The organism is Streptomyces sp. NPDC002838 (assembly GCF_040295365.1).
In the GTDB taxonomy this organism is placed as follows: Bacteria; Actinomycetota; Actinomycetes; order Streptomycetales; family Streptomycetaceae; genus Streptomyces.
Genome location: NZ_JBEOVF010000091.1, coordinates 1 through 26,342, shown reverse-complemented (window position 1 = coordinate 26,342; position 26,342 = coordinate 1). Strand labels below are relative to the sequence as shown.

Below are 26,342 nucleotides of genomic sequence, written 5' to 3'. Positions count from 1 at the left end.
TACGCCACCGTGCTGACCGACGGGGAGACGCACCGCGTCGTCGACGTGCTGCCCACCCGGGACACCGCACCGTTGACGACCTGGCTGCTCGCCCACCCCGGCGTCGAGGTCGTGTGTCGTGACCGGGCCGGCGCCTACGCCGAAGGCACCACTGCCGGGGCGCCCGGCGCCCAGCAGGTGGCTGATCGCTTTCACCTGTGGATGAACCTCGGTCAGGCCGTCGAGAAGTGCGTCGCCGCGCATCGCGCCTGCCTGCGTCCATCGTCGGCACCGGCTCCGCCGGTGCCTCCACAGGCCTCGTCGCAACCCGCGACGTCGCACGGCGACGGGCGCCTCGCCGCGCGGTTGCAGGCTCATCACGCCCTGGTCCACGGGCTGCTGGAGCAGGGCATGGGAATCCGGGCCATCGCCCGCCACCTGGGCTGGGGCCGTCACACCGTGCAGCGGTACGCCCGTGCCGAGCACTGGCAGCAGGTCTCTCCGGGACGCCATCGCCGCGGCAGCAGCCTCGATGTCCACCACGCCTACCTCAGCCAGCGCATCGCCGAGACCCAGGGGCGCATCTCGCTTGTGGCCCTGCATCGCGAACTCGCCGAACGCGGCTGGCACGGCAGCTACTCCACCCTGCGGGACTGGGCCGTCCACCGTCTTCACCAGCCTCGCCGGACCCCGCAGCCACCGCCGGCGCCGCCGAACACGCGGCAGGTCACCGGCTGGCTCACCCGCCGCCCGAGCACCCTCACCGAGGACGAACACCACCAGCTCAAGGCGGTCCTGGACGGCTGCCCCGAGCTGACCGCCGCCCACCAACTCGTCCGCGACTTCGGGGACATGCTCACCCGGCAGACCGGCGTCCTGTTGCCCACCTGGATCGACGAGACCCTCGCGGCGGACCTGCCCGGCCTGACCGGCTTCGCCCGCGGCCTCACCAATGATCTCGACGCCGTCACCGCCGGGCTCACGCTCCGCTGGAGCTCGGGCGGCACCGAGGGCGCCGTGAACCGCATCAAAAAGATCAAAAGACAGCTGTACGGACGTGCCGAATTCGAACTACTCCGGAAGATGGTCCTGCTTCAGTGACCGCCCGTGACGGCTCCCCGTGATCGCTGCCAGAGCCCAGGTGAGACCGACATAGCCACCGCACAACGCCGCTAACGCGCAGCTCGACGCACCCGCGTCGCGGCCGGGTGAAGGCGGTCTTGCCCCGGGGTGGGTCGGTGGTCAGCCGCATGTCCATCCAGTCCCACAGCATGTCGCGCAGCCAGCGCTGGCTGACCAACGTGAGATCGAAGTAGCTGAGGTGGCCACGCAGTCGGATGCCGTAGTGGTCCGTCTCCAAGTAGCCGGCCTCCTTGGTGTCCTGGCGGCTGAAGTAGACGAGCCGCAGGTGGTGCAGCATGGCCCGGGCCATGGTCCGCGGGTGCTGAGGAGTGCCGTCGAGGTCCAGGTCGGCCAGGGAGTTGATCTGCTGTCGCTGGCACTCGGTGACCAGACGCTGCACGACACTGATCGGCCAGCGTGCCCCTTCGGCGGGGCCCTGGGCATGCCGGTGCAGCACCCACTTGAACTCGGCCCGGGCCAGCGGCCGCAGACCCCGCAGCGACAGCACCCCGTCCGTGCGTCCGGCCGGCGTGGCCTCTGCGCACCAGCAGCGGAAGGCAGCTTCGTCGGCGTAGGTCACCGTGAACATCGCGGGCACGCCGCGGCGGGCACGCTGGTGGACCGCTCGTGCGTTTCCCGGCCGGCCCTCCCGGATGTAGCGCAGGAAGTGGTACGGACACAGGCCGATGTAGTGGCCCGCTCCCTCCGAGCAGGAGGGCACCAGGCACTCACCGAGCGGGGGAAACGACTCTTGCCGACCGGCCCAGAGTTCGTAGTCGTCCGACCGGCTGTTCCGGCGCTGGCACGCGCTCCACTTCACGAGGGCAGCGGAGTGCAGGAAGCACAGCGAGTTGCCGCTATAGGCCGGCACGTCGGGGCAGAACAGGCAGTTGCCGAGGTGGCGTCCACCGCGGGGCTTGAGCGGCACGGCCTCGTTCAAGAAGGCGACGATGTCGCGGCCCTCCCGCTGGAACCGGCTCCACTGCGCGGCGTGGCCGCAGCAGTAGTCCCGCCAAGTATCCCGGCTGCGCTCGCAGTCCGGCACCCCACACAGCCAGCCGTACACCGGGTGATCGTGCGGGACCCGGATGACGTCGCCTCGTAGCACGGGGTCGAAGGGCGGCCCGGCGATCAGGGTCTGGAGAAGCTCCAGCCGGTCCGTCGTGGTGCGCGTCCCGGCGGTCGTGTCCGGCGCCAGGGCCAGAACCGGGGCGCTCACTCCGCCTCACCCCACACGGTCTCCAAGGCCGCGGAGAACTCCGGGGAGTGGAGGTCGGGATGCCCGTAGACCTCATCCACCATGCGCGCCGAGGCCCAGTTACCGACGGCCTTGGCCACCATCGGATCGCCCGACACGTCCAGCACGTCGTTGGTCAGCTGATGCCGGAACGCTTGGGGCTTGATGCGCCCCGGCAGCCCCGCCCGGCGTCCGGCCCGGCGCAGCACCCCGCGCGCCGCGTCGGCCGACCACGGCTCGCCGCGCCGCGGCCCGCTCAGCTGGATCAGCAGCATGCCGTGCCCTGCCGCGAAACGAGTGTACTCCGTCGTCATGTAGGTGAAGTAGCGGCTGATCATCGCCGGGCTTGCCCGGTAGATCTCGCCCCCGGTGATCACGCCGTCGACCATCTGCCAGTCGGGCTTGATCTTCGCCGCCGCACGGTTCTGGTTGCCCCACCGGTGGCAGACGTGCAAGTGCGGGTCCCGGCACTCTCCGCAGGCCGCGTTCTGCCTCAGGTGCAGGTCGACCAGGTGCAAGCCGGTCAGACCACCGATGCGCACGGCGGTGTCCGACAGCCACTGCACCACCATGGCGTCCCGCGCTGTGTTCACGCACTCCAGCAGACTCGGCCGGGCGCCGTCCGGCAGCATCTTCGGATGCCGGCGCGTCGGCCGGCCGGTTGGCGCGAGCGGGTTGGCGGGCATCGACTTCGCCACGTGCCCCAGGAAGGCCCGGCTGCGGTCCGCCTTCGTCGGCAGGCGCTCCACCGCCAGCGCCGACCGCAGCTCAGCGTTCACGCCGTTGCTCGTACAGACATGCAGGTAGAAGCCCCTCAGGCAGGCCGCGGCGACCTGGAGAGCCGACGCACCGTACGGACGCTTCGGCGGAAGGCGCCAAGGCTGCCCCCACGGCATCGGCACTTGCGCCCCCACGGCCCCCATGTAGCGCAGGAGGTCCCGCAACGTCGCCTTCTCGGCCGTCAACTTCTCCCGGCGGCACCACCGCAGGTGGTCCACCAGGGAGTAGGCGTACGTCTTCTGCGTTCCCGACCCCTCGTACAACCGGAGGAAGTCATCAGCCTCGTCATGGACGGACCCGTCGGCACACAGGATCGTGTAGGAGCGGCCCCCGCCCGCACGCATCAGAACCTGCACACGGAGGTCCCCCACCACCAACGCCGGTCGCGCCATTTCCCGCCCGCCCAAGGTCTTTGAGTACGTGCCGGAGACTACGGGCGCGGTCGGTTAACGCGCCCGGGACAGCTGATCAGGCGACCCAGATGGGTGACGCGGAGGTTCCCAGGCAGGTCGGTAAACAGAACGGGGCGTTTGAATCCGGAGAACACGCCCGCCAGACCGCTGACCAGGCTCACCGAGTCGATGGTCGGCGGGGCCGGCATCAGCAACTCCTGCGCGATGTCCGCAGCGTGCAACAGGCTCTTGAAGCAGATGCCGGTGCGGTAGCCCAGCCGTTCCAGGACCGCGACCAGGACTTCCAGCTGGGTGTTCCCTGCGCCGGCGCCGAAGCCCCGTGCGCAGCCGTCGATGACGGTGGCGCCTGCGGTGACGGCGGCGACCGAGTTGGCGACGGCCATGCCGAGGTTGTTGTGCCCGTGGAAGATCACGGGCACGTCGACTGCCGCGGTGATGGCGCTGATGCGCTCGGTCACGTCAGCTGGGAGGTAGTGGCCGGCGGAGTCCATGATGCCGACCGCCTGTGCCCCCCAGCTGGCCATCAGGGCGCACTGTTCGGCGAGTTGGGCGGGGGTGGCCATATGGCTCATGAGCAGCACGCCCTGTGCCTCGACGCCGAGTTCCCGCAGCAGGTTCAGGTGTCGTTCGGTGACGTCGGCCTCGGTGCAGTGCGCGCCGATCCTGGCTAAGTCCGCGCCGTGGGAGGCGGCGTTGCGCAGGTCCGCGGAGGTTCCCCAGCCCGGGACTATGAAGACACCCATCTTGGTGCGGGTGAGGGCTTCGCGGACCGTGCTGAGCATCTCGTCGTCGCTCAGCCGGGCCCGGCCGATCTGCAGGGATGATGCGCCCAGGCCGTTGCCGTGGCCGATCTCGACCAGAGGGATGTGTGCCGCGTCGGCGGCGGCCGCGTAGGCGCGGAGCCGGTCGGCCTCGAGCTGGTGGCGCACGGCGTGGTGGCCGTCACGCAGGGTCGGGTCGTAGATCAGCACCTGGCGGGCGTTGTCGGTCGTGGATGTCATGGGTCTCACCGGGCTTTCGAGGTGGCGCGCTGCTCCGCCAGGAGCACGGCGGCGGCGTTGATGATGTGGAGGTTTCCTGCGTGGCGGGGCAGTCGGGCTCCCTCGGCGGTCACCTCAGCAGCAACCGTGGCCTTCCCCTCGGTGACGGTGCAGGAGGTGATCTCGAATCCCGGGGTGCTCGTCTGCACCTTCTTTGCCGCGGCCTGGACGGCTGCCCGGACGCGTCGGTGGTCCAGGCCGGATGCGAGGACCGTCATGGAGACCCGGAAGGGTGGCGGCGGCTCGGCCGGGCTGATGTTGACCAGCACTTTGGCGGTCTCGGCACCGGTGAACGCGCGCAGGGCGTTCTGGGTGGTGTCGATGTATTCGTCCAGGTTGAGGCGGGTCGCCCGTCCTGCGGTGGGGCTGGCCACGGTGGTGACCAGCTCGGTGTAGTGGGCCTTGCAGTGCTGGGCGATGGCGTGCAGGAGGGGGATGGACGCTTGACCGCCGCAGCTGATCAGGTTGATGTGGCGGCAGGTCAGAGCATCGGGCCCATTCACGGTGGGCACCACCTGGGTGCCGATACTGCTGGGTGTGAGGTCGACCAGCAGCGCCCCGGTGGCCGAGAGCTCGGCCCAGTGCTCGTGGTGAGCGGCCGCCGACGAGGCGTCGAAGACAACATCGAACGGGCCGGCGTCGATCAGCGCCGCCGCCCCGCCTGCGGAGGTCGCGCAGCCCAGTTCGGCCGCCCGGCGCAGGCCCAGGGCCCTGCTGTCACGCCCGACGACAAGTCGGCAGGCCAGGTACGGCGACTGCTGGACCCTCTGCACCAGGTCGAGGCCGATCAAACCGGCGCCCAGTACGGCGACGTTGAGGCGTTGGTTGGTGTGCATGGCCACCGTTTCTCGGAGAAGGGGATAGATGAAGCGCGAAGGCCGGCTTCAGCTGCGCCGCGTCGGCGCTCACACGGCCCCGACGCGCACGGGGGGCAGGTGGGGTGAGGAGGCCTCGATCTCGCTACCTGCCCGGATAGGGAGGCTGGCGTGTACGGCCCCCGCCAGGACCAGGTCGCCGGTGCGCAGCCCGCCGCCGTAGTTGCTCAGCTGGCGGACCAGCCAGGCAACGGCGTTGAGCGGGTTGCCCAGGACAGCCCCTCCGGGCGCCGTCGCCACGGTGTCTCCGTCCACGCGCAGGCTGACCTGTTCGGACGCGAGGGCGAGACCGGGGCTCAGCGCGACGCTCGTCCCCAGGACGGCTCGGGCTGCGGCCGCGTTGTCCGCCACGCTGTCCTCCAGCGTCATCCGCCAGTCGCCGTAGCGGGTGTCGATCACTTCCAGCGCGAGGAGCACCTGGTCTACCGCCGCGTGGACTTCGGACGCCTCGATGTCCGGGCCGCGCAGGTCCCGGCCGAGCCGGAAGGCTATCTCCGCTTCGATGCGGGGCATCAGCAGGCCGTCAAGGCTGAGGGTGCTGCCGGTGGCCAGGATCATGTCGTCCAGCAGGACACCGGAGTCGGGCTGGTCCACCCCGATCTGCTGCTGCATGGCCAGTGAGGTCAGCCCGACCTTGTGCCCGGCGATTCGGGCACCGTCGACCACGCGCTGGTACACGTTGGTCCACTGGATCCGGTAGGCCTGGGCCAGCGTCAGGCCGGGATGGCGCCGGGTGAGATGCGTAACCGGCGTGCGGGAGCGTTCGGCCGCCGACAACTCGGCTGCGGCAGCGGCCAGCCAGTCGCCCTGCAGCCGGCCGGGCGAGGTGAAGACATGCAACGCGCCCAGCAGCGGTGGCCAACTGCCGTCGGCCCCTGCGGCACCGTTCCCGGCAGGGCCGGGGACGGAAGGTTCGGAGATCTTCATGCGTGTGCCTCTCTGTCGGACACGACGTGATCGTCAGGTTCAGGGGCGGTTCCGCCCGGCGCACCACCACCGGATACGGCGACGGGCGCCGAGCGGAGCGCGGGCGGGAAGCCGGTCAGGCTGCTTGCCAGGGCAGGTCGGCGAGCCGTAGCACGGTGAAGGCTTCGCGGTGGCCACCGAAGCTCATGGCCCCGCGGAACCGGGCGAGCGCGATTCCTCCCTCGCCCGCGTAGTCCGCCTCCCCCTCCCCCTTGACCTGCGTGGAGTAGCAGGACAGTGCAGCGCGCTTCGCCTCGATATGGGCCGGCGCGATGTGCTGGAGGAAGGACGGGGCGCCGATCGCAGACCAGACCTCGTAACCCAGAACGGTCCCCACCCAGTGCCGGCGTCCGGCCTGCGGGTAGCTGCGGCTCGCGCACTTCTCCAGGCCGCGCCAGACGAGCCGGAACGCCTGCTGGTGGTCATGAGCGCCGTCCGCCGCGTGCGGCAGGTAGACCACCTCGGGGCGGAGCTGGCGCACTATGCCCAGAACGCGCAGGAACTGCGCGCGGTCCATCGGGTCGAGTCCGCCGTCCGGGAACCTGAGGAAGTGGACGTTGCCAGGCGGCACTCCCAGCTTGCCTGCCGCAGCCTCGGCTTCACGCTCCCTGATCTCACCGGCCAGTTGAGGGACGGTACCGGCCACACCCTGTTCTCCCGAGGTCAGGAAAACGATGCTCACGCACCGGCCCATTTCGGTGTGATGGGCGATGCTCCCCCCGCAGCCGAGCGTTTCGTCGTCCGGATGCGGTGCGAAGACCACGACTTGAGTCAACTACCTCACCTCACGAAGGAGTGGTGACGGCCGGTCGGAGCCGGCCGTCGCTTGTGGCTCACCTGCTGGCAGCCCCGTACATACGTGGCCCGGGACGCCCGCAGGCGGTGCGGTGCCCGGCCCGTGTGCGGCAGCGGCCACTCACCCGAGGATGGGCTCACACGTTCGAAGCGTCGATGTGTGTCAGGCAGTCCCCCGGGAGTCCCCCTCCCTGGAGCGAAGAGCCGCTTTCGACAGCGTCACTCAGACGGCGTGAGAGGTCATTGCGCCTGTTGGGGGCGCGGATTGCGGCCCGCCGCAATGAGCGCATTCGCCCTGCCCGAGTGGGCGCACGCTCGGCTACCGTGAGGACTTCCAGGACTGCTTGACCGGGGGTGCCATGGCCGCCTCAATCACCCGCTCGCGCCGCGCCGCCATCGTGCGGGAAGCCGCCCGGATCAGAATGCGGTGCCAGCGTGACGGCTACCGCACCGAACAAACCGTCGCGGCCCTGCGCGCAGCATTCCCAGAAGTCTCCGAACTGGAGGCGTGGCGCTTCGCTCTGGGCTGGTCCCGGGCCGACACTGTCACCCAGATCGGTGAGCTCTACCGGGCGGACGGCCTGATGCCTCCGGGCTTATCGGAGTCGATGCTGTGCCGGTGGGAACACGACCCCGACGAGTGGCCCGGGGCCGACTACGCGGTGATGCTGTGCCGGGTCTACCGCGCCCGGCCCGAGCAACTCGGCCTTCACCAGGTCGGGCGTGTACGGCAGTTGTCCGCGTGGACGACGGAGGTGATCGGGTACGGTCGCCAAGACGCCGACGTCGCCCGGTCCAACCGGCAGGAAGGGGCGGAGCAGATGACCACCGATGCGGGACTTCCGTCGGTCCGGGAGTCCCTCCAGCTGGCGTTGCTGGCCGAACCGGTCGGCAGCACCCTGGTGGAGGAGCTGGCCGAGGCCGCAGCCGAGCACTACGCCCACAACTACTCCCGGCATCCGGTGCCGGTGCTGTTCACCGAGGTCCGCGCCACCCGCGCCCTGCTGGCCCCGGTCCTCGCGTCGGGCGAGGCGAGCACCGAAATGCGGCGGCAAGTCGGCCGCCTGTCGGCTCTCCTGGGCAACCTCGCCTTCCACCTCGATGATCCCTCCGGCGCCCGCGCCCATCTCGGCACCGCCGTGGCTTACGCGGACCGGTGCGGTGACGCAGCCCTGGCCGCCTGGGCGTACGGGGCACTGAGCATGGTCGCCCGCGCCACCGGCCATCTCCCCGCCGCCCTCGCCTACGCCGAACGCGGTAGCGCCGCAGCTCCCCGCGGTCTCGTGTCCGCCCAACTGCACGCCTGGGCCCTGCTGCCCACGCTCGCCCGCCAGGGCCGCGACCGGGAAGCGGACGCCGCCCTCCAGGAAGCTCTGACCCACCTCGAAGCCGACCCTGCTGGCGAGGCGCCGGGCCGGTTCGGGTTCGACGCAGCCGAGCTCGCGCTGCACCAGGCCGAGGCCCACCTCGCGATCGGACGCACCGATCAGGCACGCTCTCGTGCCGAGGCCTCTGCGGCCGCCTGCACGACCGGCACCCCGGGATGGGCGGCCGCCACCCTCGTTCTGGCCCAAGCGGAAGCCTCTGCCCAGCCGTCCGACGCGGCCCAACGAGGCCTGGATGTGCTCGACCGGGTTCCGTCCAGCCGCCTGCGCTCCACCGCCCGCGCCCGCCTACACAGCCTGGACAAACTGCTCGCCACCCGTCCCGGCGGCCACGTCGAAGACCTCCACGACCGGCTGCGTGTTCTCCCGCCGCCCGTCGACGCCTACGGCACCGCCTCATCCTGACCCGCCCCGGAGCGGCCAACCGCTCCCCAACAAGGGCAACGCCTCCGCCTCCGGCGCGATCCGGCAGACGCACCGCGAACTTCGAAGCGGGGTCCGTGGCTTGAAAGGGAGTCCCCTGGGAGTCCCACACCGCGAAGCAGTCACCGGCCATGCGCGGTGGGTGATTGCATGAAGGTGTGGAAGAGACCGCTCGCCACCCACTGGCCGTCGCGCGCACATCCCGCGGCATGACGCAGGACGCCCTCGCCGCCGGCGTCCAGGCCGCCGCCCACCGCAGGGGGCTGCGCTCGGGCACCGACAAGGCCCGGGTCCGCAAGTGGGAACGCGGTGTAGAGCCCAACGGCGAATCACAGGTCTACCTCGCTGAAGCCTTCGGCCTGCCCGCAGACATCGTCCGCCCCGAGGACTGGCCGGCCTGGCTGCCGCTCACCGCCGACGGCGTCATCCCGCTCGGGCCGAACAGCTCAGTGCCCGCCCTCAGAGAGGCCCTGCGAACAGCCATGGAACGCCGCACCTTCCTCACCGTTTCCGGCGCCGCCCTGTCCGCGCTGGCCGCGGACTGGGCTGTCAGCCCGGCTACCGCGCTCGCCCAAGCCCGCGATGGCAAACCGATCGGCGAGGACTTCGTCGCCTTCTTAGAGAGCACCGTCCAGCAACTCGCCGATATCGCCACCGAGCAGCGGCAGCACACCGCCACACTGCTGGATGCCCACCTGTCCACGGTGACTGAACTGCTCGAACACGGCCGCTACACACCCGCCCTCGGGCTGCGTCTGCACACGCTGGCGGCTTCCCTGTCCCAGACCGTCGCCTGGCACAGCTTCGACCAAGGGCGCCATACCCACGCCAGTCAGAGCTGGATCGCCGGCCTGCACAACGCCCACGCCGCAGGCGACCACGACATGGGCGCCGGCCTCCTAGGCGACCTCGCCTACCAGGCCGCCTGGCGCGACGATCACGCCATTGCGGCCAGCATCCTCAACCACGCCCTGACCCGCGCCCACAACCCCGCCGCCCGCTGCCTGCTCCAACTACGCCTCGCCCGCACCCTCGCCGCACGAGGCGACCGAAGCGAACGACGCGCCGTGCTGCGCGCCCTCGCCGCGGCCGAGAAACACCTCAACGACGCCGGCACCGACCGGCCCGCCTGGTGCGAGTGGGTGTCCGAGGCCGATCTCGCCGTGGACTCCGGCCAGGCCCTCCTCAATCTGGGCGACACCGCCCGCGCCCACCAGCTCATCACCGAAGGCGAACGCCTTCTGCCCGCCGCCCGGACCAAGACCCGCGGCGTGTTCCTCGCCTACCGCGCCGCCAGCTACATCGATCTGAAGGAACCCGAGCCCGCCGCGGCCGCTGCCACCCAGTCCCTGCTTCTGGCCCGTCGCACCGGAGCACCCCGCTGCGTGAAGCTCGTCGACGACCTTCTCCCCCGCTTCCAGCCCTACGCCCGCGCCCAGGGCGTACCGGAACTCCTCCAGCTCGCCGCCGGATAGTGCCCCGCGCACCGGCGCACGGCACCCCAAGCGCATCAAGGTCTTCAGGCCGGCAGCAGGGCGGCGATCCGTTATGTTACTCAGCACGGGCTGGTCAATACGCTGGCGCGTACAAGGCCGGCGTCCGGCAGAGCCAGTGCTCGACCAGGCACTAGGCCGAGCCGGCCGATGGCCGCGGGCACGTCCCAAGCCGGGGCGGACTCCAGGCCTGCCACCCACCGCGGGGCCGATCAGGAGAGCTGGGAGCCCAGTACTCCAACGAACGCTCCGGCGATCAGGAACGGGCCGAAGGGGATCCTGGTCGTCCGGCCGGCCCGGCCCGCGAGGATGAGGGCGATGCCGTACAGCGCGCCGAGCAGGTACCCGGCGAAGGTTCCGATCAGGATGATGGGCCAGCCGTACCATCCCAAAACGGCACCCAGGACGAGGGCGAGTTTCACATCGCCGAATCCGAAGCCCTTGCTGAGGAGGAAGAGCACGAAGTAGCAGGCTCCCAGGATGAGGGAGCCGAGCAGCGCGGATGTCCAGCTGCCGCTGGCATCGGGCAGCAATGCGGCACCGCCGAGCAGCACGAGCGCGGCCACGGCGAGTGGCAGGGTGAGCACGTCGGGCAGCCGGTGCGCCGCGAAGTCGACGACAGCGAGTAGCACGCTGACGGGGGTGAGCAGCAGCCAGACCACCAGCTCGGGGCGGGCTCCGGTGGCGGCCGCCAGCACGGCGCAGATCACGGCCACGACGACGGCGATGGTGGGCGTGCTCGGGCCGTACCTGTCCCCGTCGGCGCAGCGGGCCCGCCCGAGCCATCCGTTCCCGGCGCCGACGAAGGGTGTCCGGCAGGACACACTGTCCGCCACGGCTCATTGTGCGGCACGGACAGCCGGTACGCGGCGCGCGGTATGAGCAGGCCTGTGCCGGCACCCCACAGGACCGCCGCCGCGGTGATCCAGAACGTCTCCACCGAACGGAGCCTATGCTCAGCCCGTCCGGTGTTGCGGACGGCCCGTACCGTGAGGAGCGCGTGCATGTTGTTGAGGCCCGGAACGACGTGCGCTGAGGCGATCGCGCTGGTGGAGCGCCTGACCGACCAGGGGCTCAACAACGTCCAGAACTCCGTGCCGCATGTGGTCGGCAACGCGGTGCCCGGTATGCCCCAGGAACACTGGGATGCCATCGCGCGGGTGCGGCGCATGTACGACGAGTGGACGCTGCAGGCCGGGAACGAGTTGCTGGACGCGTTCGCTGACCGGTCGGTGGCGGCGCGGCTGCGGGGCGAGCGGTACAACGCGATCATGCACGGTCAGTTCACCGCCGACCGCCTCACGGTTCTGATGAACACCGAGCTGCAGGAACTGCGCAGCTACTTCATGGAGTTGACCAACGAACTGCGCCGGGCACAGGAGCGCTTCACCCGCCACCGAGTGCGGACGGTGGTGCTGGACACCAACGACCTGTTGCACTACATGCGCTTCGACAAGATCCCGTGGCAGCGGCTCTTCGGCCGCGGCACGTCCGTGATGATCCCGCACGTCGTGATCGACGAGATCGACAAGAAGTCGTACGACACCCACGACACCGGCGTCCGGAAACGAGCGCGCGCCGTCTTCACACTCCTGGAGCAGACCCTGGCCCAGATCGAAACCGACGGCCACGCGGTGGTGAATGAGGACACCGTCGTCGATGTCCTACTGGACGAGCCCGGGCATGTGCGGCTGCCGAACAACGACGATGAGATCGTCGCGCGCGCCTGCTATCTCCAGCAGGCCATAGCCCCGGCACAGGTCACGGTGGTCACCGGGGACAACGGGATGCGGGCTCGCGCTCTGTCCTGGGGGCTGAAGGCCCGCGTCCTGGACGAGAAGTACAAGATCGAGCGGCTGGGTGCGGCAGAGAAGGCGGCCAACGAGCAGACCATCACGTTCGACGTGCCCGACGACGAGAACGGGTAGCCCCGGGGCCCGGCCGGCCTCAGCCGGTGGACCAGGCGCGCAGCTGCGCGGCGATCTCCTGAACGCGGGCGCCCTTGTGCTTGGCGCGCATGACGAGCGCGAGGGCTTCCTCCGGCTCGTAGTCCAGCGTGACGCCGTTGGTGTTGAGGTACGTCTCGGCGACCAGCCAGGCGGAAGAACTCGTTCTTCGCCTCCAGCGGCTCGTGCAGCGCGATGCTCTCCAGCATGGCCGCGGCCTTGAGCCAGTCGCTCGCGTACACGTCGCGGCTCATGTAGTGGGCCTGGACTCGGGCGCAGGCGCCGTCGAGCACGCCCAGGTCGAGACAGGCCGGGTCGCCTGGGAGGGTCTGCGCGATCTGCAGGAGCTCTTGCGGGGTGAGGAACCGGGTCACGCGGCGTGACCGTGCCGCTGGGACTCGTGCAGGTCGCGGCTGCCCATGGGCGCGGGGTCGGGCCACGCGGCCGTGCTGGTGTCGGCGGCGTGGGTGTCCTGGGTAGCGAAGACCTCGGCGAGCTGCGGGACGCGGTCGCAGGTCCGGCCGAGGGCCTTGAGGAACGGGTCCTCGGCAGCCTTGAGCGCCGCTTCGCGGACGAAGTCTTGGGGGGACTTGCCGACGATGTCGGCGGCTGCCGCGACGCACGCGTACTCCTCCGGGTCGAAGGGCGGTACCTGGGATCCGTTCTGGTCCATACGAGCGACGGTCGCCGTTATCTAGTGCTTCTGGGCCCTTGCGCAGGTCAGCGTAGGTCTGCGGCTTTCAGGCATGTATGGCAAGTAGTTGAGCGCAGTCGGGTGGGGTAGTGGCTGGGCCACTACCCCACCCGGTAGGTGGCTGGGCCACCGCGTGGCGGTCAGGTGAGGATGGTGGCGAAGGTGCCGGCCACGGTGGCGGCAAGGGTGACGACAGCGGCGAAGGTGACGGCGGCGCGGGTGAGAGCGGCGGGGTAGGTGGCGCCGTCCATGCGGGCGAGCTTGCCCGCGCCGACGGCGGCCAGCACCGCGACGACGATCACGAGTGTGGTGGTGAGGAGGACGACGGCGACGTTCACGGCAGACTCCCGTCCAGCGGTGGGGTGTTGACGTGGACGAAGGTCTCGGAATCGGTGTGCGCCATGGTGCGCCGGGTCGAAGATGAACACCGGCGAACACATCACCAACGGGGGGCGAGCACGTGCACGACGAACGGACCGGTCACACTCCGGACTCGGCTCTATCGGAACTGCGCAGGAGGTTGGAGGGCGGGCTGGCCAGGGCCGGGCTGAAGAAGACGGATCTCGCCGCTCGGACAGGGCTGGGTCGTACGACGGTGCAGCTGGCGTTCCAGGCTGACGGGCCGGTGCCGTCGGCACAGACGTTGACGGCGTTGGCAAGCGCGCTGAGACTGCGGCCGGTGGAGGAGCTGCTGGCGCTGCAGCGGGTCGCGGCCGGTGGCGGGAACGGTGAACGGCCGGGGCCCGGCCGGCCGATCGGGCAGTGGGATCCGCACGGGCTGGAGGTCCATCCGGCCGGTACCACCCAGGACGGTTCCGGCTTGCCAGGGCAGCAGTTACTGCCCAGCTATGTGCCCCGCGAGCACGACCTGATCCTGGCGGAGGTAGTGCGAGAGGCTCAACAGGGCCACAGCCGGCTGCTGGTCCTGGTGGGTGAGTCCTCGACGGGGAAGACGCGGGCGTGCTGGGAGGCCGTGCAGCCGCTGGCGGAGCAGGGGTGGCGGCTCTGGCATCCCTTCGACCCCACCCGGGCGGAGGCCGCGCTGGAGGATCTGCACCGTGTCGGCCCACACACGGTGGTCTGGCTGAACGAGGCCCACCACTATCTCGGCGACCTGACGGCCGGTGAGCGGATCGCTGCGGCCGTGCACCACCTGCTGACCAGCCCGCAGCGCGGGCCGGTCCTCGTCCTGGGCACGCTCTGGCCCGACTACTTCAAGCAGTACACCGCCCTGCCCACCCCCAGCGCGCCAGATCCGCACAGCCGGGTTCGGGAACTGCTCGCCGGCCGTACCGTGAGCGTCCCCGACGCCTTCGACTCCCGCGCCCTGGCCGCGGCAACTGCATTGGCCGAGGGCGGTGACCGGCTACTGGCCGACGCCCTCACCCGCGCCCGCGCCGACGGACGCCTCACGCAAGACCTCGCCGGAGGCCCCGCGCTCCTGGAGCGCTACCACACCGGCAGCCCGGCCGCCAAAGCACTCCTGGAAGCGGCAATTGACGCCCGCCGCCTCGGCGTCGGCCTGCACCTGCCGCAGGCCTTTCTCACCGACGCCGCCCCCGACTATCTCCACGACACCGACTGGAACCAGCTCACCGACGACTGGGCAGAAAGGGCCTACGCCGAACTCGCCAAACAGGTCCACGGGAAACAGGCTCCCTTGAGCCGGGTCACCCCCCGCCCCCAAAGGCGCCCACCCGGCCCCTCCACACCTGCCGACGCCCCCTCACCGCCGTCGGCGGGGCCGGTGTTCCGCCTTGCCGACTACCTCGACCAATACGGCCGCACCACCCGCCGACACCTGTGCCCGCCCGCCTCCTTCTCGCACGCCTCCCACACCCACCTCACCCGCCCCGACGACCTGGACAACCTCACCCGCGCAGCCAAAGGCCGGCACCGCCTGCAATGGGCCCACCACCTCCGCGCCGCCAACCACGGCAACACCCACGCCCTGGTCCGCCAGGCCCTGTTGGCGGAGAGGGTCGGGGACCGGGAGGCCGCCGAGGCCCTGGCCCGGCAGGCCGCCGACCACGGCAACACCCACGCCCTGGTCCGCCTGGCCGAGATGCGGGCGGAGGCCAGGGACCGGGAGGCCGCCGAGGCCCTGGCCCGGCAGGCCGCCGCCCACGGCAACACCCACGCCCTGGTCCGCCAGGCCCTGTGGCGGAAGACGGCCGGGAACTGGGAGGGCGAAACCCTGGCCCGGCAGGCCGCCGACCACGGCAACACCTACGCCCTGGCCTGCCTGGCCCTGATGCGGGGGGAGGCCGGGGACTGGGAGGGCGCCGAGGCCCTGGCCGTGCAGGCCGCCGATCACGGCAGCACCGAGGCCCTGGTCCGCCTGGCCTGGATGCGGGAGAGGAGCGGGGACCGGGAGGGCGCCAAAACCCTCTACCGACAGGCCGCCGACTACGGCAACACCGACGCCCTGTACCTCCACGTGAAGGCGCTCAAAAGGCTGTGGCCGTACGGCCTGGATCCGGACGGTACGCCGACGCCCCCATGGCAATGATCCACGTGCTACCGGCCCGCATTCAGGCAGCTGATCGCGGGTGAAGGCAAGTAAGGAATGTCCTGTTGTCATGACCGAGGAATGCGCTTCGACCGAAACACTTCCGGTAGATGCGTGTGTCAACGAAGCCCGAATGCCGCGTACGTACTCACGGTGACCCAACCCCGGTTCGACCGGACCGCCGAAGTCCCCGACGAGGGGCCACGCTCGCATGCGACCTCGTTACGGCCGAAACGAGGTCGGGACGTCGGACGTCACTTACATGCCCAACTTGCCTGAACAACGAGCAGATATCCGTGAGGCACGTACATCGGACGAGCATGATCCTCACATGCCTGACGCCTCGCAGACACCCCAGATAACACCAGCGGCCTCGCTCCCTGCCGACAGCGTTCGGGCAAGAAGAGAGGGGCAGCGGCCGGTCGACGGCGGGTGCCCCTTCAAGTCTTCAGCGAACGTACCAGTTGGTGTCGACCTGGTCGGGGTGCGTGATGGTCACGTGCTGGTGCGGGCGGCCTCGGAGTAGGTGTCGGCCCAGGTCACTGGCGAGCGCGAGGGCGTACTGGACGACCGCCTGCTTCAGGAGGTCGTACTTGGCCGGTGTCACCACGCGCATCCCCGGTTGCGGGGTGGCCTTGGCGTCGCAGACGCGGCTGGGGTGCACCATGACGGGCAGGGCCTTGACCTCGGGGTTGTTCTTGTTGAGCCAGCGGATGCTGCCGCCGAGCTGGTCCGCGTCCTTCTTGGCGATCGTGTCGGTCACGCAGCCGGTCTTCAGCTCGATCACGGCCTGCCGTGCGACCGAGAGTGCCCACAGGTTGTCCGGGCCCGTGCCGTACAGCTTCTCCGGCCGGGTGCTCACGAACCCGAGGTGCCGACCCAGGCGCTCCCAGGCCCGTTCGGCATCGTCGGCGCGGTCCTCATCACCCCACACCACTTCTTCCAGCAGTGCCTTCGCCGAGGACCAGGTTGACGCCGTCGCCGTACTCGGCGGACAGGAACTGCGCGGCCTCGCGGGCTTGCACGGTGGCCGCCTTGATCTGGGTCGGCTCCACGCCGCCCGCGGGCTTCAGGACGAACTGGTTCTCGTCCAGCGCGCGGGCCAGCACCTGCTGGGCGGCGACGGGATCCGACATGTGCAGGTAGGCGGCCTTCTGTTCCTGCAGCCAGCCCCGCAGGGCCTGGTCGTCGAGGTCGTCCGCGGTCCGCTGGAGGCGGTCGGCGGCCGCGGTGGTCCGTCCTGTTGCTGCCAGGTCGAACGCTTCGCGCAGAGCGACGGCCTCCGGCCGAACGGTCCCGTGCGGGGCGTACCGCACCTCGGCCAGCGCCCGGCGGCTGCGCTCGGTCCACTGGGGGCTCCGCCCGAGGCAGGCCCGCAGGGCCTGGCGCACGGAGTTCAGGCCCTCGCCCTTGATCTGCCATGCGATGTCGCTGCTGAGCTTGAGCTGGGCCTGGGTGGCGGGCGAGAACAGGCTCAGGTGACGCGGTTCGTGGATGGCGACGCCGAGGTTGGCCCCGAGCAGCAGCACGGCGCAGTAGTCCTCGCTGTCGCGTACACCGCGGCCCATGCCCTGCTCGATCCGCTGGACCTCCCGGGCCAGGCGGACCGTGCTGTCGGCCAGCGCGACCGCCTCGCGCCGCTCCACTCCGTCCAGGGGACGCGGGATCCCGTCGAGGATCAGCAGGCGGCAGGCCTCTGCGGGCAGGTCGACGCCGTCGTACTTGTTGACCAAGACCACCACGCCGACATAGCCGGCCTGCAGTTCCTTGACGCCGACGGCGAGGTCGCCGACGCGGTAGGTGCGGTCGGCGTAGTTCTCCCAGGCCTTCGCGGCCTTCTCGCTGGGCACCAGGACCACGACGTTGACCGGCTTGTCCTCGGCGACGCCGTCGCCGTCCCGGTCTCCGTTGGCGAACTGGCGGGCCAGCAGCCGTACGGCCTCGGGGTCGAGTTCCGAGTTGAGCGCGACCGGCGCCAGGATCATCCGGTCTCCGAGATCGGCCGCGCTGCCGGGTGTGACGGGGCGGGCTACGAGAGCGGAATCGGCGTCGAGGTCGGTTACGAGGGCGCTGTCGTCGGAGAGTGTCGCGGTGAGGTAGACGCGGCGGCGTGCGCGTACGAACGAAGGGATGCGGTCGATCGGCGGGCACGAGGGCCGGATCTCCACGGCCTTCGTGGTCGCCGTCGCGGTGCACAGGTGCAGCACTTCGGCGATCAGCGGCCAGGCGAACTTGAAGTCGTCGTGGAACCGGTGGGGGTGGAGGATCTCCATGACCCGGGCCTTCTTGTCCGCCCATGCCCAGAACGGAATGGGCGCCAGCGCGGTGGGGTCCTTGTCCTGGAGCTCCGCCCACGCGTTCGCCGACTGGTGCTGCAGGTCCTCGGCGAACAGGTCCAGGAGGTCCTGGTATGCCTTGTGACCTGCGGGCACCCGCAGCCGGAACTGGTCCTCCGTCGTCGCCAGGGCGGCGTGCGCGTCGTCGCCGACGACAATTCCCAGATCGATCGGCTCGCGTCCGTCACCGACGACGCCGAACACCGACTTGCCGTTGATCAGCTTGTAGTAGTTCGTCACCAGCACGGCCTGCGCGGCGAGGAACGCCGGGTCCTGCGGATCGTCTGTGGTGGCGATGCTGAGTTTCGCGGCCTCCTCGCGGACCTGCCGCACGAGGTACTTGTCGGGGGCCAGGTACACGGCTTTGCCGATGCCCTCGTTCAGGGTGCTCTGCGCGATCAGCAGACCGACGGCGGTCTTGCCGCCGCCGGTGTTCTGCTTGATCACGACATCTCGGTCATCCCTACGGTGGTCGAACCACTCGTCCAGCACCTCGCCCTGCTCGTGGCGCAGATAGGGCCACGGGCGGTTGGCCAGCCCTGCGTAGATGTCCCGGGGACGCAGGATCGCCTCACTGTCCCCCGCACCGATCCGGTCCCAGTCCAGCGCCATCCCGGCACTCCTCCCCAAACGCACGCGGGCGGCTCGCCGCGCACCCAGACGTCTCCATTTCTCTACCGACTCACGGGGCCGACGGGGTCTAAGTCGATCATCGTCCGGTCCGGGATCAGGGTTTCCAGGTACGCAAGGTGGCGCGCGGCTGGCACCGAGGGACTGCTCGTCCTTGGCGGCCGGGAAGCCGCTCTCCGCACGGGACTTGGCTGTGCCGCGCTCGAGCGGTCCTCTTCGAGTGAACGCTCTGCCGAACGGCGGTCCGTGGCGCCCGGGCGGTTCTACGATGACGTCGATGGCTTCCTATGCGAAGGACGCGCGCTGCATGGCCATGGCCGAGGCCTTGGTCCCGTTGCTGCGCCGTTCCTGTCCCGAGGGGGCCGGCGGCTACGGTGGCTCCTACCAGGTGAACCTGGACGACGAGGAGGCCGTCGGGCTCGGCGGAGTCGAACTGATCAGGGCCGCGATGCGCAAGGCGGCCCGGCATCTCGACTGGAAGGTCGAGACGGTCGGGTGGATCGGCACCCGTTTCGGCACGATGGTCGCCATTCAGGACACCCGGGAGTTGCCCGAGGCGTATCGCGCTGTCGTCGAGGCGGCGAGGTACGAGCGGATGAGCGCCGCGGTGTCCAGGGTGTCGGCAGAGCCGGGCGACACTCCCGTCCAGGGCGGCTCGGTGGCCCTGATGACGCAGGAGTTCCGCGCGGCTGTCGCTGAAGCGAGCGCCTGATCAGACGGGTCTGCAGGCCTCGGCTGGCGCGTGGGGTAAGTAGCCCGGGATCAGCTGAAAGACACGCGGGTTCGCGATGCCGTGACGGTGGCACTGCCTCGGGAGTTCACTGGAAGCATGGCGAGTTATGACGCTAGCTCCATAAAACGGCCTCGCCGTACAAAAGCGCAGGTGGAGACCCTACGGGCGGCGATCTGCGAGCTGGCGGAGGCAGCACAGCCGTGCAGCGTCCGCCATGTCTTCTCTTCATAGCTTGCGTGTGTCTCAGTACTGGCTTTGAGCCGGTGTGACCTCAGAGGTTCTCGTGCAGCCTGGCCACTGTGACGGCGCGTTGCACCCTTGCATCACATGCGTCGTCGCTCACTACTCGACGGAATGAGAAACCGTTTCGCTCCGAGGTATATCGAAACCCGATCATGCCGAGAAGTGCTGCTTCTTGTCGCCCCGCTTCCCGGAGTAGTCCGTTCAAGTCGGAATCGCTGATGGATTCCGCGGACGTTGGTGCCTGTTGGTACAGGTCCACCCGTCCTTCCCAGGTGGGTCCGACATAGTCATCCCAGTTCATCTTCGCGTGGGCGGGCAAGTCCATGAGCCCCGCGCCGGACAGGTCGGACCGGAAGGCGGCGAAGTAGGAGAGGTGCTTGGAGAACCATTCCTGAGACTGCATGACTGCACTGGCCAGTGTCTCCACATCGGAGCTGGCGGGATCGGTCAGAGTCAGCACGATCTCGGCGTTGAGCTGGTATAGCGAGTCGGTCAAGTGATCAATCGTTCCGGCTCCGGCGACTTCGTAGCCGAGGTGCATCAGTTGGCGTTCGATTCGCAATTCCTCCAGTGCCAGACCGCCGAGACACAGGAGCCACCATTCCCAGTCTGCCTCTACGAGATTGCGGCGGCCCATGACTCCCTCAGCATCCGCCACTACCAGCGCAACAACGGCGAGATGGTCGCCCTCCTGGTCATCAGCCCGTCCAAGACCGACCGCGAGCGCGTCATCCCGATGTCCGCCGAACTGTTCCACGTCATCGCGTCCGTCATCCAACGGCACACCCGCGACGGCAGCCCGGTCCCGATCCTGCGGCGCTTCGACCCGCACGACAAGGTCTGGAGCCCGCCGATGCCGTTCCTGTTCCAGCGCAAGATCGGCTCCACCCGCAGCGTGATCAGTCCCCAGACCGTCCTGAACATGCTCGCACGACGCTGCAAGGACCTCGCTGAACACCATCCCGCGTTCCGCTCGGTCAAGTTCACCCCGCACGACTTCCGCCGCATCTTCACCACCGAGCCCGTCAACAGCGGACTACCCATCCACATCGGCGCCACGCTGCTCGGCCACCTCAACATCCAGACCACCCGCGGCTACGTCGCCGTGTTCGACGAAGACGTCCTCCGCCACTACCTCGCCCACCTCAACGAACGCCGCCAGCTCCGCCCCGACCATGAATACCGCGACGTCACCAACGACGAGTGGGACGAGTTCGAAGAGCACTTCGACAAACGCAAGGTCGAACTCGGCTCATGCGGACGTCCCTACGGCACCCCCTGTCAGCACGAACACGCCTGCATCCGGTGTCCCATGCTCCAGGTCAGCCCGAAGATGATCAGCCGACTCGACGACCTCGAAGCCGACCTCGTCACCCGCAGAGTCCGCGCCCAAGCCGAAGGCTGGGCCGGTGAAATTGAAGGGCTCGACCTAACCCTCCAACTCCTGTGCGCCAAACGGGAAGATAGCAAGCGCCGAACACGACGCCCACTCGTCGATCTCGGGCTGCCCAGACTCAGCGCGAAGACGGACGGTCAGTGAGGAGTGTGTTGGCGCGGTGGGGCCGGGAGGGCTGAGGGGGCCGGGGGGCCATAGGAATTCCCTATGGCCCCTGCTGACATTTCGTCTTTGCCTCTCGTTCTTTTCCGAACGTACCGTGAAACAGCTCGACGAGGAGCTCACCGCGATTTCTCCGAAGATTCGCGCTCTGCGCACGTCGATCCTTCTTCCGTCGAGCGGACAAACACGCAATCGAGAGGACCGGTGGCATGACCACAATCGAGAACGGATCGGGAACGCAAGAACTCGCGGGAAAGCGGGCCCTTGTCACGGGTGGTTCTCGCGGAATCGGAGCTGCCGTCGTGCGCCAACTCCTGGACGCGGGAGCCGAGGTGCTCACGACCGCCAGGTCGGCGACGAGCACGGTGCCGGAGGGGGCCACCTTCGTGGAGGCCGACGTGCGGACACGGGCTGGAGCGGAAACGCTCGCCGCAGCCGCGCAGGAGGTGCTCGGCGGGGTGGACATCCTGGTCCACAACGTGGGTGGGGCGCGACCTCACGAAGGCGCCTTGGCCATCCCCGACGAGGAGTGGCAGGACGCGCTGGACCTGAACTTCCTGGCGTCGGTGCGGCTGGACTCGCTGCTGGTACCGGGGATGCGGGAACGGCGTTCGGGGATGATCGTGCACGTCTCCTCGGCCGCGGTCCTCACCCCGGTAGGACCATTCCTGCACTACACCACGGCGAAGGCGGCGCTGGAGAACTACAGCCGGGGACTGGCCTTGGAGCTGGCCCCGTTCGGAATCCGGGTCAACACCGTGGCTCCCGGCAGAACCGCCACCCCCGGCGGCGAAGCAACGCGGGAGCAGTGGACGGAGGTATCCGCGCGCATGGACGCGGCGCCGGCAGAGACCAACTCCAACGACACCGCGCCGCTGGGGCGCGATGGTCAGCCCGACGACATCGCCCACGCGGTGCTGTTCCTCGTGTCCGACCGGGCGAGCTGGCTGACCGGGAGGAATCTCATCGTGGACGGCGGCGAATTCCCCATGGGCTGACGCCGACGTTCCGAAACGCCAGTTTCGAACAAAGCAATCATTGACTTGCGCCGGGGCACATCTCCGAGTTGTGAGAGAAAGAACGAAGGAATCCTGGCATGGGTAAGTACAGCGACAAGAATATAGTGATCACGGGTGGCGGCAGCGGCATGGGGTTCGCGATGGCGAAGCTGCTGGTTGAAGGCGGAGCGCGCGTGTTGATCACCGGTCGTTCTCAGGCCACGCTCGACGCCGCGCGGGATCGGCTCGGCAAGAACACAGTGGCCGTCCGAGGCGATGTGGCCTCACTGTCCGAACTGGATGCTCTGGCTGACCGTGTGAAGGGCGAACTCGGCACGATCGAGGCCCTATTCGTCAACGCCGGCATCGCAACCCTCACACCCTTCGAGTCGACAACCGAGGAGGTGTACGACGAGCTGTTCGCGATCAACGTCAAGGGCGCCTACTTCACTGTGCAGAAGCTCGCCCCGCTGCTGAGCACAGGCGCCGGCGTCGTCCTCACCACCTCGGTCGCGAACGTCATGGGCATGCTGGAGGCCAGTGTTTATGCGGCCGGCAAAGCGGCGCTGCGCTCGATGGCCCGCAGCCTCTCCCGCGAGCTGCTTCCGCGCGGAATTCGTGTCAACGCGGTCAGCCCCGGTCCCATCGACACGGGAATTCTGGACAATACGATGACCGAAGAGGCCGCCGAGCAGTTTAAGGCGGAGCGGGTCGCGGACAATCCCATGCAGCGTTTCGGCACCCCCGACGAGATCGCCAGGGCAGCCGCATTCCTCGCCTTCGATGCCACTTACACCACCGGCGCCGAGTTCGCCGTGGACGGAGGCGCCACCCAGCTCTGAGCTTGTCCTACCGTTCTTCCACGGGCTCGCACGGCATTCCGGAACGCCAGTTTCGACAAAAAGAATTCAGCGGCGCCTGCTTCCTTCTCGGCCGTCAGGACACCGGTGAGAAGGAAGCGGACTCGGACCAGGTCTCCTGACGCAGGAGTTCGAGCAGGGCCGTCTCCGCCGGGCCCGCGCCGTGCCGGACCACGGCGATGACGGGCTGGGACACGACCGGGAACACCGGCCGAACGAGGTGCTCGTGACCGTGGGGCACCGCGGAGGCCGGGACGAGCGTCACCCCCAGCCCGTGGGCGGCCCAGCGCACGGCCGTCGCCGTCTGGGACACGCGGGCAGCCGTGGTCGGGGGCAGATCGTTGTCCCGCAGCACGTTCAGCAGCACGCCGTCGAGCGCGCTGTCGCGGTCGAACCTCACCCACGGCTCCCCCTCCAGTGCGCGCAGCTCGACCCGGTCCGCGGCGAGCTGCCGGTGCCCGGCGCCCAGCACCACGACGAAGTCCTCGTCGCCGAGGTGGTGGGCGTCGGCGGGGCTCCGCTCGCACGCCGCCATCAGGGCGAGGTCCAGCACGCCCCGGCGGCACAACCGCTCCAGTTCGGCGGAGCTCGGCTCCTCGAAGACGGTGACCTCCAGCCGCGGGAAGCGGCGACGCAGCGCGCCCAGCGCGCCAGGCAGCTGCCGCGTGCCAAAGCCCATCTGCACTGCGACCACCAGCTCGCCCACCAGCTCATCGGCACCGGCCCGCGCCGTCGCCCTCGCCCGCCGCGACGCGCTCACCGCGACCTCCGCCTCCCGCAGGAACGCGCGGCCTACCACGGTGGGCACCAGTCCGGTCGGCGTGCGGGCGAACAGTTCCACGCCGAGTTCCCGCTCCAGGCTACGGATCTGCTGGGACACCGACGGTTGAGCAACGTGCAGCAGCTCCGCCGCCGCCGTCACCGAGCCCTCCTCGGCAACGGCCAGGGCGTACTCGAACTGGCGAAGGCTCATCGGCTCCCGTCACCTCCCTGCGGTGGACCGCGATCCACCCCGTTGTCATCGTCGCAATAACGCGGGAGGCGGCGCCTTTACTCCATGTCCGCCACCGAGCATACGGAGGTTGCGTCGCCCGCGGTGGATCGGCCCACCGGATCCGGCGGGGGGGGGCTGGGCATCCACCCCCACCCCATTCGAGTGAAGTGCAGATAAGCACCAGGTGGTGGACATCGAGGCGTTGTCCGTGGCGCCAGAGGTCGGCGGCCGCCGTCTGGGGCATCGTCTGATCGAGAGGGCCAGCGCGCACTATCGCGGTCTCGGATACCGGCTGATGATGGGCACCTTCACCACGAGCAGCCCTTTCCTCACGGCGTACTACCGGCAGGCCGGATTCACCGTGCTGGAGCCGGGCGAGAGCATCGTCATCTACGACCCGCTCGGCATGGTCATCCACCATCCTTCCGCCCCGCACGTCGTGCAGGGGTGGAAGGCGCTTCACCCCGATGTCGCGGTCGTCGATACGTACTTGCCCGACGGGACACCCATCAAGTTGATCACCGAGGTTCTGGTGCCGCCGGACGGCGAGCCGGAGGCCGTCCTCAACGACGACGGAACCCTGACGCTCAGGAAGGACGGGGCCAGCCATACCATCAAGGCCGGGACCGCCGACAAGATGCGGCAGATGTTCCAGACCCCGGTGACCCATCAGGAGGTGGCGGCGGTCGCCGAGGAAGCCGCGCGGTACGGGATCGAGCCTGTCGTCGCCGCCCGGCTGCGCAAGGCCTCGGGGTACTCGCTGCGCGAGCTTGTCGGCACATGCTCACGCTGATGACCAGTAGTGCAATTGGCCGACACGCCGACCACGCGCCCGCCCCCACCGCGGTCCCGAAGGAGAATCGCTCAGTGGCTTGAGAACCCCTCATCGATGCCGATAGGCCGACCCGCAGTGTCGACAGAACGGCACTGCGCTCGCCAATGGCCCGCCCGGCCGCCGAGCCGGCGAACGCCCGCCGGCTCCAGCGAGCGGAAGTCGCCTTGTCCTGGGGGCAGTTTCACCCCGGTCAGTATCCGAGGTGGTGTTGGCGGGCGGTGACCAGGGAGCGCCAGCGGGCACGGACGGTGGGTTCATCGTCGAGCCACTGTATGGCCGACTCGCTGGGCTGGGACAGGTCGCCCATGGCAGTTGCGATGTGGATGTAGTAGGTGAAGTCGCCGTTCGCGGTTGCCTCGCGCAGACGGTCGAAGGTGGCGGTCAGGTCGTCCTGTGCGCCGCGTACGGCGTGGTGGAAGGCGAGGGCGGTCTCCAGGAGCGGGGTGAGCCAGGCGAGCCCGGCGACGGTGATCTCGGTGCGCAGCACGGTGGCGCGGTCGGTGACGTCGTCGGTGCCGGCGTCGCGTACGAGGGCGGCGACCTGTGCGAGGAGGGTGGTGGCGCGCTGGTCGAGCTGGCCGAGGAGCTGGTGGGCGAGGGCGAGTTCGTCGTCGGCGCGGGCCGGGTCGGTGAAGGCGCAGGCCAGGGAGAGGAGGGTCTGGGCGATGGCCCGCTCGCCCGGGGCGTTGTGCTGTTCGGCTTCGGTCCGTGCGGCGTCGAACGCGGCGATGGCACGGTCCATGTCGCCGTGGGGAAGTGGATGTGGCCCAGGACGCGGTGGTGGCGGCCCTTCCAGCCCAGGGTGGGAACGGCGGCGAGCGCGGCGGGGAAGTCGCCGCGGATGCGGGCGAGGTTGGCCAGGCCGCGTCGGGCGCGCGGAGCGAGCCGACCGTCTGCGTCGGCGACCTGGCGGTAGTCGCGGTGCTGGCTCCCGCACCGCCGCCCTGGCGATGGTCTTCAAACTCGTCGAGTCCGCCCAGCAGCGATGGCGGGCCGTGAACGCACCCCACCTCGTCGCCCTTGTTCGTGCCGGGGCCCGCTTCGAACGCGGCCAACTGGTCGAGCGTCCCGCCACCGTCGCGGCATAGGGTCTGGTGCACCATGACCGACCACCACACCTACGGCACCAGCACACACACCGTTGGCGAGCTGGTCCGGCTCGTCAGTGACTGCCTCGGGCTGGTCTTCACCGAGCGCGACAGCGATTACCGGGGCGTCTACCACCTCGCCAGCAGCCCCAATGGACGGATCGAGATCCAGCCCAACCCGATCCCCGGCGACGACGGCGAAGACGACCTTTACGCTCCAGAACACCCGGCGGCCCAGGTGTTGTTGCTCACCACCACGCCGGTTGCGGAACCCGCCCTGCAGGCCCGCCTGGGCTCCATCGAAGGGCTCATCCACCTGAACCACGAGACCATGTGAACAGCTACTGATCCACAGCTTTTGACAATTGCTCGAGCGTGAGCCCGGCGGTGACGGCGTCGAGATCATT

24 protein-coding genes and 2 pseudogenes are annotated in these 26,342 nt (G+C 69.4%); 12 read left to right on the top strand and 14 right to left on the bottom strand.

The features are described from left to right. On the top strand, nt 1-1,080 hold a 1,080-nt coding region (locus ABT063_RS49370), incomplete at its 5' end, for an ISL3 family transposase (protein WP_351068367.1). Here the strand turns inward: ABT063_RS49370 and ABT063_RS49365 are convergent. The 6 genes from ABT063_RS49365 to ABT063_RS49340 all read right to left on the bottom strand — a co-directional run bounded on the left by ABT063_RS49365 (nt 1,016) and on the right by ABT063_RS49340 (nt 7,175). Further along, complete coding sequence (locus ABT063_RS49365; RefSeq protein WP_351068364.1) at nt 1,016-2,320, bottom strand: hypothetical protein; 1,305 nt, start codon at nt 2,318-2,320, stop codon at nt 1,016-1,018. The genes ABT063_RS49370 and ABT063_RS49365 overlap by 65 nt on opposite strands. Continuing rightward, nucleotides 2,317-3,474 (bottom strand): tyrosine-type recombinase/integrase, encoded by a 1,158-nt coding sequence (locus ABT063_RS49360; RefSeq protein WP_351068362.1) that lies wholly within the window; start codon nt 3,472-3,474, stop codon nt 2,317-2,319. The genes ABT063_RS49365 and ABT063_RS49360 overlap by 4 nt, the downstream gene beginning before the upstream one ends. A gap of 74 nt (nt 3,475-3,548) precedes the next feature. Continuing rightward, a complete protein-coding gene (gene dmpG / locus ABT063_RS49355; RefSeq protein ID WP_351068359.1) occupies nt 3,549-4,532 on the bottom strand; it encodes a 4-hydroxy-2-oxovalerate aldolase in 984 nt (327 codons plus the stop codon). A gap of 5 nt (nt 4,533-4,537) precedes the next feature. After that, the gene (locus tag ABT063_RS49350; RefSeq protein WP_351068358.1) at nt 4,538-5,407 is read right to left on the bottom strand and encodes an acetylating acetaldehyde dehydrogenase; all 870 of its coding nucleotides are present in this window, start codon (nt 5,405-5,407) and stop codon (nt 4,538-4,540) included. 69 nt (nt 5,408-5,476) lie between these two features. Continuing rightward, nucleotides 5,477-6,373: a 2-keto-4-pentenoate hydratase gene (locus tag ABT063_RS49345; protein WP_351068356.1), complete on the bottom strand. Its 897-nt coding sequence runs from the start codon at nt 6,371-6,373 to the stop codon at nt 5,477-5,479. A 115-nt stretch (nt 6,374-6,488) separates the two neighbouring features. Beyond that, nucleotides 6,489-7,175: a PIG-L deacetylase family protein gene (locus ABT063_RS49340; protein WP_351068370.1), complete on the bottom strand. Its 687-nt coding sequence runs from the start codon at nt 7,173-7,175 to the stop codon at nt 6,489-6,491. A gap of 391 nt (nt 7,176-7,566) precedes the next feature. Between ABT063_RS49340 and ABT063_RS49335 the strand changes: the two genes are divergently transcribed. Next, nucleotides 7,567-8,997, top strand: coding sequence for an NsdA family TPR-like regulatory protein (locus ABT063_RS49335; RefSeq protein ID WP_351068354.1), 1,431 nt, complete (start codon nt 7,567-7,569; stop codon nt 8,995-8,997). 176 nt (nt 8,998-9,173) lie between these two features. Next, complete coding sequence (locus tag ABT063_RS49330; RefSeq protein ID WP_502991040.1) at nt 9,174-10,490, top strand: NsdA family TPR-like regulatory protein; 1,317 nt, start codon at nt 9,174-9,176, stop codon at nt 10,488-10,490. A gap of 230 nt (nt 10,491-10,720) precedes the next feature. Here the strand turns inward: ABT063_RS49330 and ABT063_RS49325 are convergent. Further along, a pseudogene (locus tag ABT063_RS49325) lies at nt 10,721-11,448 on the bottom strand (prepilin peptidase). Between the two features lie 64 nt (nt 11,449-11,512). On the opposite strand from ABT063_RS49325, the gene ABT063_RS49320 reads away from it, so the two are divergent. After that, a complete protein-coding gene (locus tag ABT063_RS49320) occupies nt 11,513-12,436 on the top strand; it encodes a PIN domain-containing protein (protein WP_351068349.1) in 924 nt (307 codons plus the stop codon). A 388-nt stretch (nt 12,437-12,824) separates the two neighbouring features. Here the strand turns inward: ABT063_RS49320 and ABT063_RS49315 are convergent, their stop codons facing one another. Both ABT063_RS49315 and ABT063_RS49310 read right to left on the bottom strand, forming a co-directional pair. Next, on the bottom strand, nt 12,825-13,127 hold the full coding sequence (locus ABT063_RS49315) for a type II toxin-antitoxin system TacA family antitoxin (RefSeq protein WP_351068346.1): 303 nt from the start codon (nt 13,125-13,127) through the stop codon (nt 12,825-12,827). 161 nt (nt 13,128-13,288) lie between these two features. After that, complete coding sequence (locus ABT063_RS49310) at nt 13,289-13,486, bottom strand: hypothetical protein (protein ID WP_351068343.1); 198 nt, start codon at nt 13,484-13,486, stop codon at nt 13,289-13,291. Between the two features lie 122 nt (nt 13,487-13,608). Between ABT063_RS49310 and ABT063_RS49305 the strand changes: the two genes are divergently transcribed. Then, the gene (locus tag ABT063_RS49305; RefSeq protein ID WP_351068341.1) at nt 13,609-15,660 is read left to right on the top strand and encodes a helix-turn-helix transcriptional regulator; all 2,052 of its coding nucleotides are present in this window, start codon (nt 13,609-13,611) and stop codon (nt 15,658-15,660) included. 448 nt (nt 15,661-16,108) lie between these two features. Here ABT063_RS49305 and ABT063_RS49300 read toward each other — a convergent pair whose 3' ends face one another. Together ABT063_RS49300 and ABT063_RS49295 are read right to left on the bottom strand one after the other, a co-directional pair. Next, on the bottom strand, nt 16,109-16,594 hold the full coding sequence (locus ABT063_RS49300) for a hypothetical protein (RefSeq protein WP_351068339.1): 486 nt from the start codon (nt 16,592-16,594) through the stop codon (nt 16,109-16,111). After that, a complete protein-coding gene (locus ABT063_RS49295; RefSeq protein WP_351068337.1) occupies nt 16,584-18,608 on the bottom strand; it encodes a DEAD/DEAH box helicase in 2,025 nt (674 codons plus the stop codon). The genes ABT063_RS49300 and ABT063_RS49295 overlap by 11 nt, the downstream gene beginning before the upstream one ends. Nucleotides 18,609-18,903: 295 nt before the next feature. Between ABT063_RS49295 and ABT063_RS49290 the strand changes: the two genes are divergently transcribed. Further along, a complete protein-coding gene (locus ABT063_RS49290) occupies nt 18,904-19,338 on the top strand; it encodes a hypothetical protein (protein ID WP_351068334.1) in 435 nt (144 codons plus the stop codon). Between the two features lie 292 nt (nt 19,339-19,630). Here the strand turns inward: ABT063_RS49290 and ABT063_RS49285 are convergent, their stop codons facing one another. Then, entirely contained in the window at nt 19,631-20,359 is a 729-nt protein-coding gene (locus ABT063_RS49285) for a hypothetical protein (protein ID WP_351068332.1), read from the bottom strand. On the opposite strand from ABT063_RS49285, the gene ABT063_RS49280 reads away from it, so the two are divergent. The 3 genes from ABT063_RS49280 to ABT063_RS49270 all read left to right on the top strand — a co-directional run bounded on the left by ABT063_RS49280 (nt 20,339) and on the right by ABT063_RS49270 (nt 23,000). Next, a complete protein-coding gene (locus ABT063_RS49280) occupies nt 20,339-21,142 on the top strand; it encodes a tyrosine-type recombinase/integrase (protein WP_351068329.1) in 804 nt (267 codons plus the stop codon). The genes ABT063_RS49285 and ABT063_RS49280 overlap by 21 nt on opposite strands. A 227-nt stretch (nt 21,143-21,369) precedes the next feature. Further along, a complete protein-coding gene (locus ABT063_RS49275) occupies nt 21,370-22,158 on the top strand; it encodes an SDR family oxidoreductase (protein ID WP_351068327.1) in 789 nt (262 codons plus the stop codon). Between the two features lie 98 nt (nt 22,159-22,256). Further along, complete coding sequence (locus ABT063_RS49270) at nt 22,257-23,000, top strand: SDR family oxidoreductase (RefSeq protein WP_351068324.1); 744 nt, start codon at nt 22,257-22,259, stop codon at nt 22,998-23,000. A gap of 94 nt (nt 23,001-23,094) precedes the next feature. On the opposite strand, the gene ABT063_RS49265 is transcribed toward ABT063_RS49270, so the two are convergent. Then, entirely contained in the window at nt 23,095-23,991 is an 897-nt protein-coding gene (locus tag ABT063_RS49265; RefSeq protein WP_351068322.1) for a LysR family transcriptional regulator, read from the bottom strand. A gap of 205 nt (nt 23,992-24,196) precedes the next feature. Between ABT063_RS49265 and ABT063_RS49260 the strand changes: the two genes are divergently transcribed. Further along, nucleotides 24,197-24,805, top strand: coding sequence for a GNAT family N-acetyltransferase (locus ABT063_RS49260; RefSeq protein WP_351068320.1), 609 nt, complete (start codon nt 24,197-24,199; stop codon nt 24,803-24,805). 232 nt (nt 24,806-25,037) lie between these two features. Here ABT063_RS49260 and ABT063_RS49255 read toward each other — a convergent pair whose 3' ends face one another. Next, nucleotides 25,038-25,589, bottom strand: a complete 552-nt coding sequence (locus ABT063_RS49255) for a hypothetical protein (RefSeq protein ID WP_351068319.1) — start codon at nt 25,587-25,589, stop codon at nt 25,038-25,040. A 175-nt stretch (nt 25,590-25,764) separates the two neighbouring features. Between ABT063_RS49255 and ABT063_RS49250 the strand changes: the two are divergent. Together ABT063_RS49250 and ABT063_RS49245 are read left to right on the top strand one after the other, a co-directional pair. Next, a pseudogene (locus ABT063_RS49250) lies at nt 25,765-25,935 on the top strand (IS256 family transposase); the annotation flags it as partial. Between the two features lie 13 nt (nt 25,936-25,948). Continuing rightward, nucleotides 25,949-26,272 (top strand): hypothetical protein, encoded by a 324-nt coding sequence (locus ABT063_RS49245; RefSeq protein ID WP_351068317.1) that lies wholly within the window; start codon nt 25,949-25,951, stop codon nt 26,270-26,272. The last annotated feature ends 70 nt before the right edge of the window (nt 26,273-26,342 follow it).

Coding starts and splice junctions, on each gene's coding strand:
- ABT063_RS49245 (WP_351068317.1), top strand. CDS start 25,949: ATGACCGACCACCACACCTACGGCACCAGCACACACACCGTTGGCGAG.
- ABT063_RS49255 (WP_351068319.1), bottom strand. CDS start 25,589: ATGGACCGTGCCATCGCCGCGTTCGACGCCGCACGGACCGAAGCCGAA.
- ABT063_RS49265 (WP_351068322.1), bottom strand. CDS start 23,991: ATGAGCCTTCGCCAGTTCGAGTACGCCCTGGCCGTTGCCGAGGAGGGC.
- ABT063_RS49335 (WP_351068354.1), top strand. CDS start 7,567: ATGGCCGCCTCAATCACCCGCTCGCGCCGCGCCGCCATCGTGCGGGAA.
- ABT063_RS49295 (WP_351068337.1), bottom strand. CDS start 18,608: ATGGCGCTGGACTGGGACCGGATCGGTGCGGGGGACAGTGAGGCGATC.
- ABT063_RS49280 (WP_351068329.1), top strand. CDS start 20,339: ATGTCCGCCGAACTGTTCCACGTCATCGCGTCCGTCATCCAACGGCAC.
- ABT063_RS49315 (WP_351068346.1), bottom strand. CDS start 13,127: ATGGACCAGAACGGATCCCAGGTACCGCCCTTCGACCCGGAGGAGTAC.
- ABT063_RS49345 (WP_351068356.1), bottom strand. CDS start 6,373: ATGAAGATCTCCGAACCTTCCGTCCCCGGCCCTGCCGGGAACGGTGCC.
- ABT063_RS49320 (WP_351068349.1), top strand. CDS start 11,513: ATGTTGTTGAGGCCCGGAACGACGTGCGCTGAGGCGATCGCGCTGGTG.
- ABT063_RS49270 (WP_351068324.1), top strand. CDS start 22,257: ATGGGTAAGTACAGCGACAAGAATATAGTGATCACGGGTGGCGGCAGC.
- ABT063_RS49290 (WP_351068334.1), top strand. CDS start 18,904: ATGGCTTCCTATGCGAAGGACGCGCGCTGCATGGCCATGGCCGAGGCC.
- ABT063_RS49350 (WP_351068358.1), bottom strand. CDS start 5,407: ATGCACACCAACCAACGCCTCAACGTCGCCGTACTGGGCGCCGGTTTG.
- ABT063_RS49275 (WP_351068327.1), top strand. CDS start 21,370: ATGACCACAATCGAGAACGGATCGGGAACGCAAGAACTCGCGGGAAAG.
- dmpG (WP_351068359.1), bottom strand. CDS start 4,532: ATGACATCCACGACCGACAACGCCCGCCAGGTGCTGATCTACGACCCG.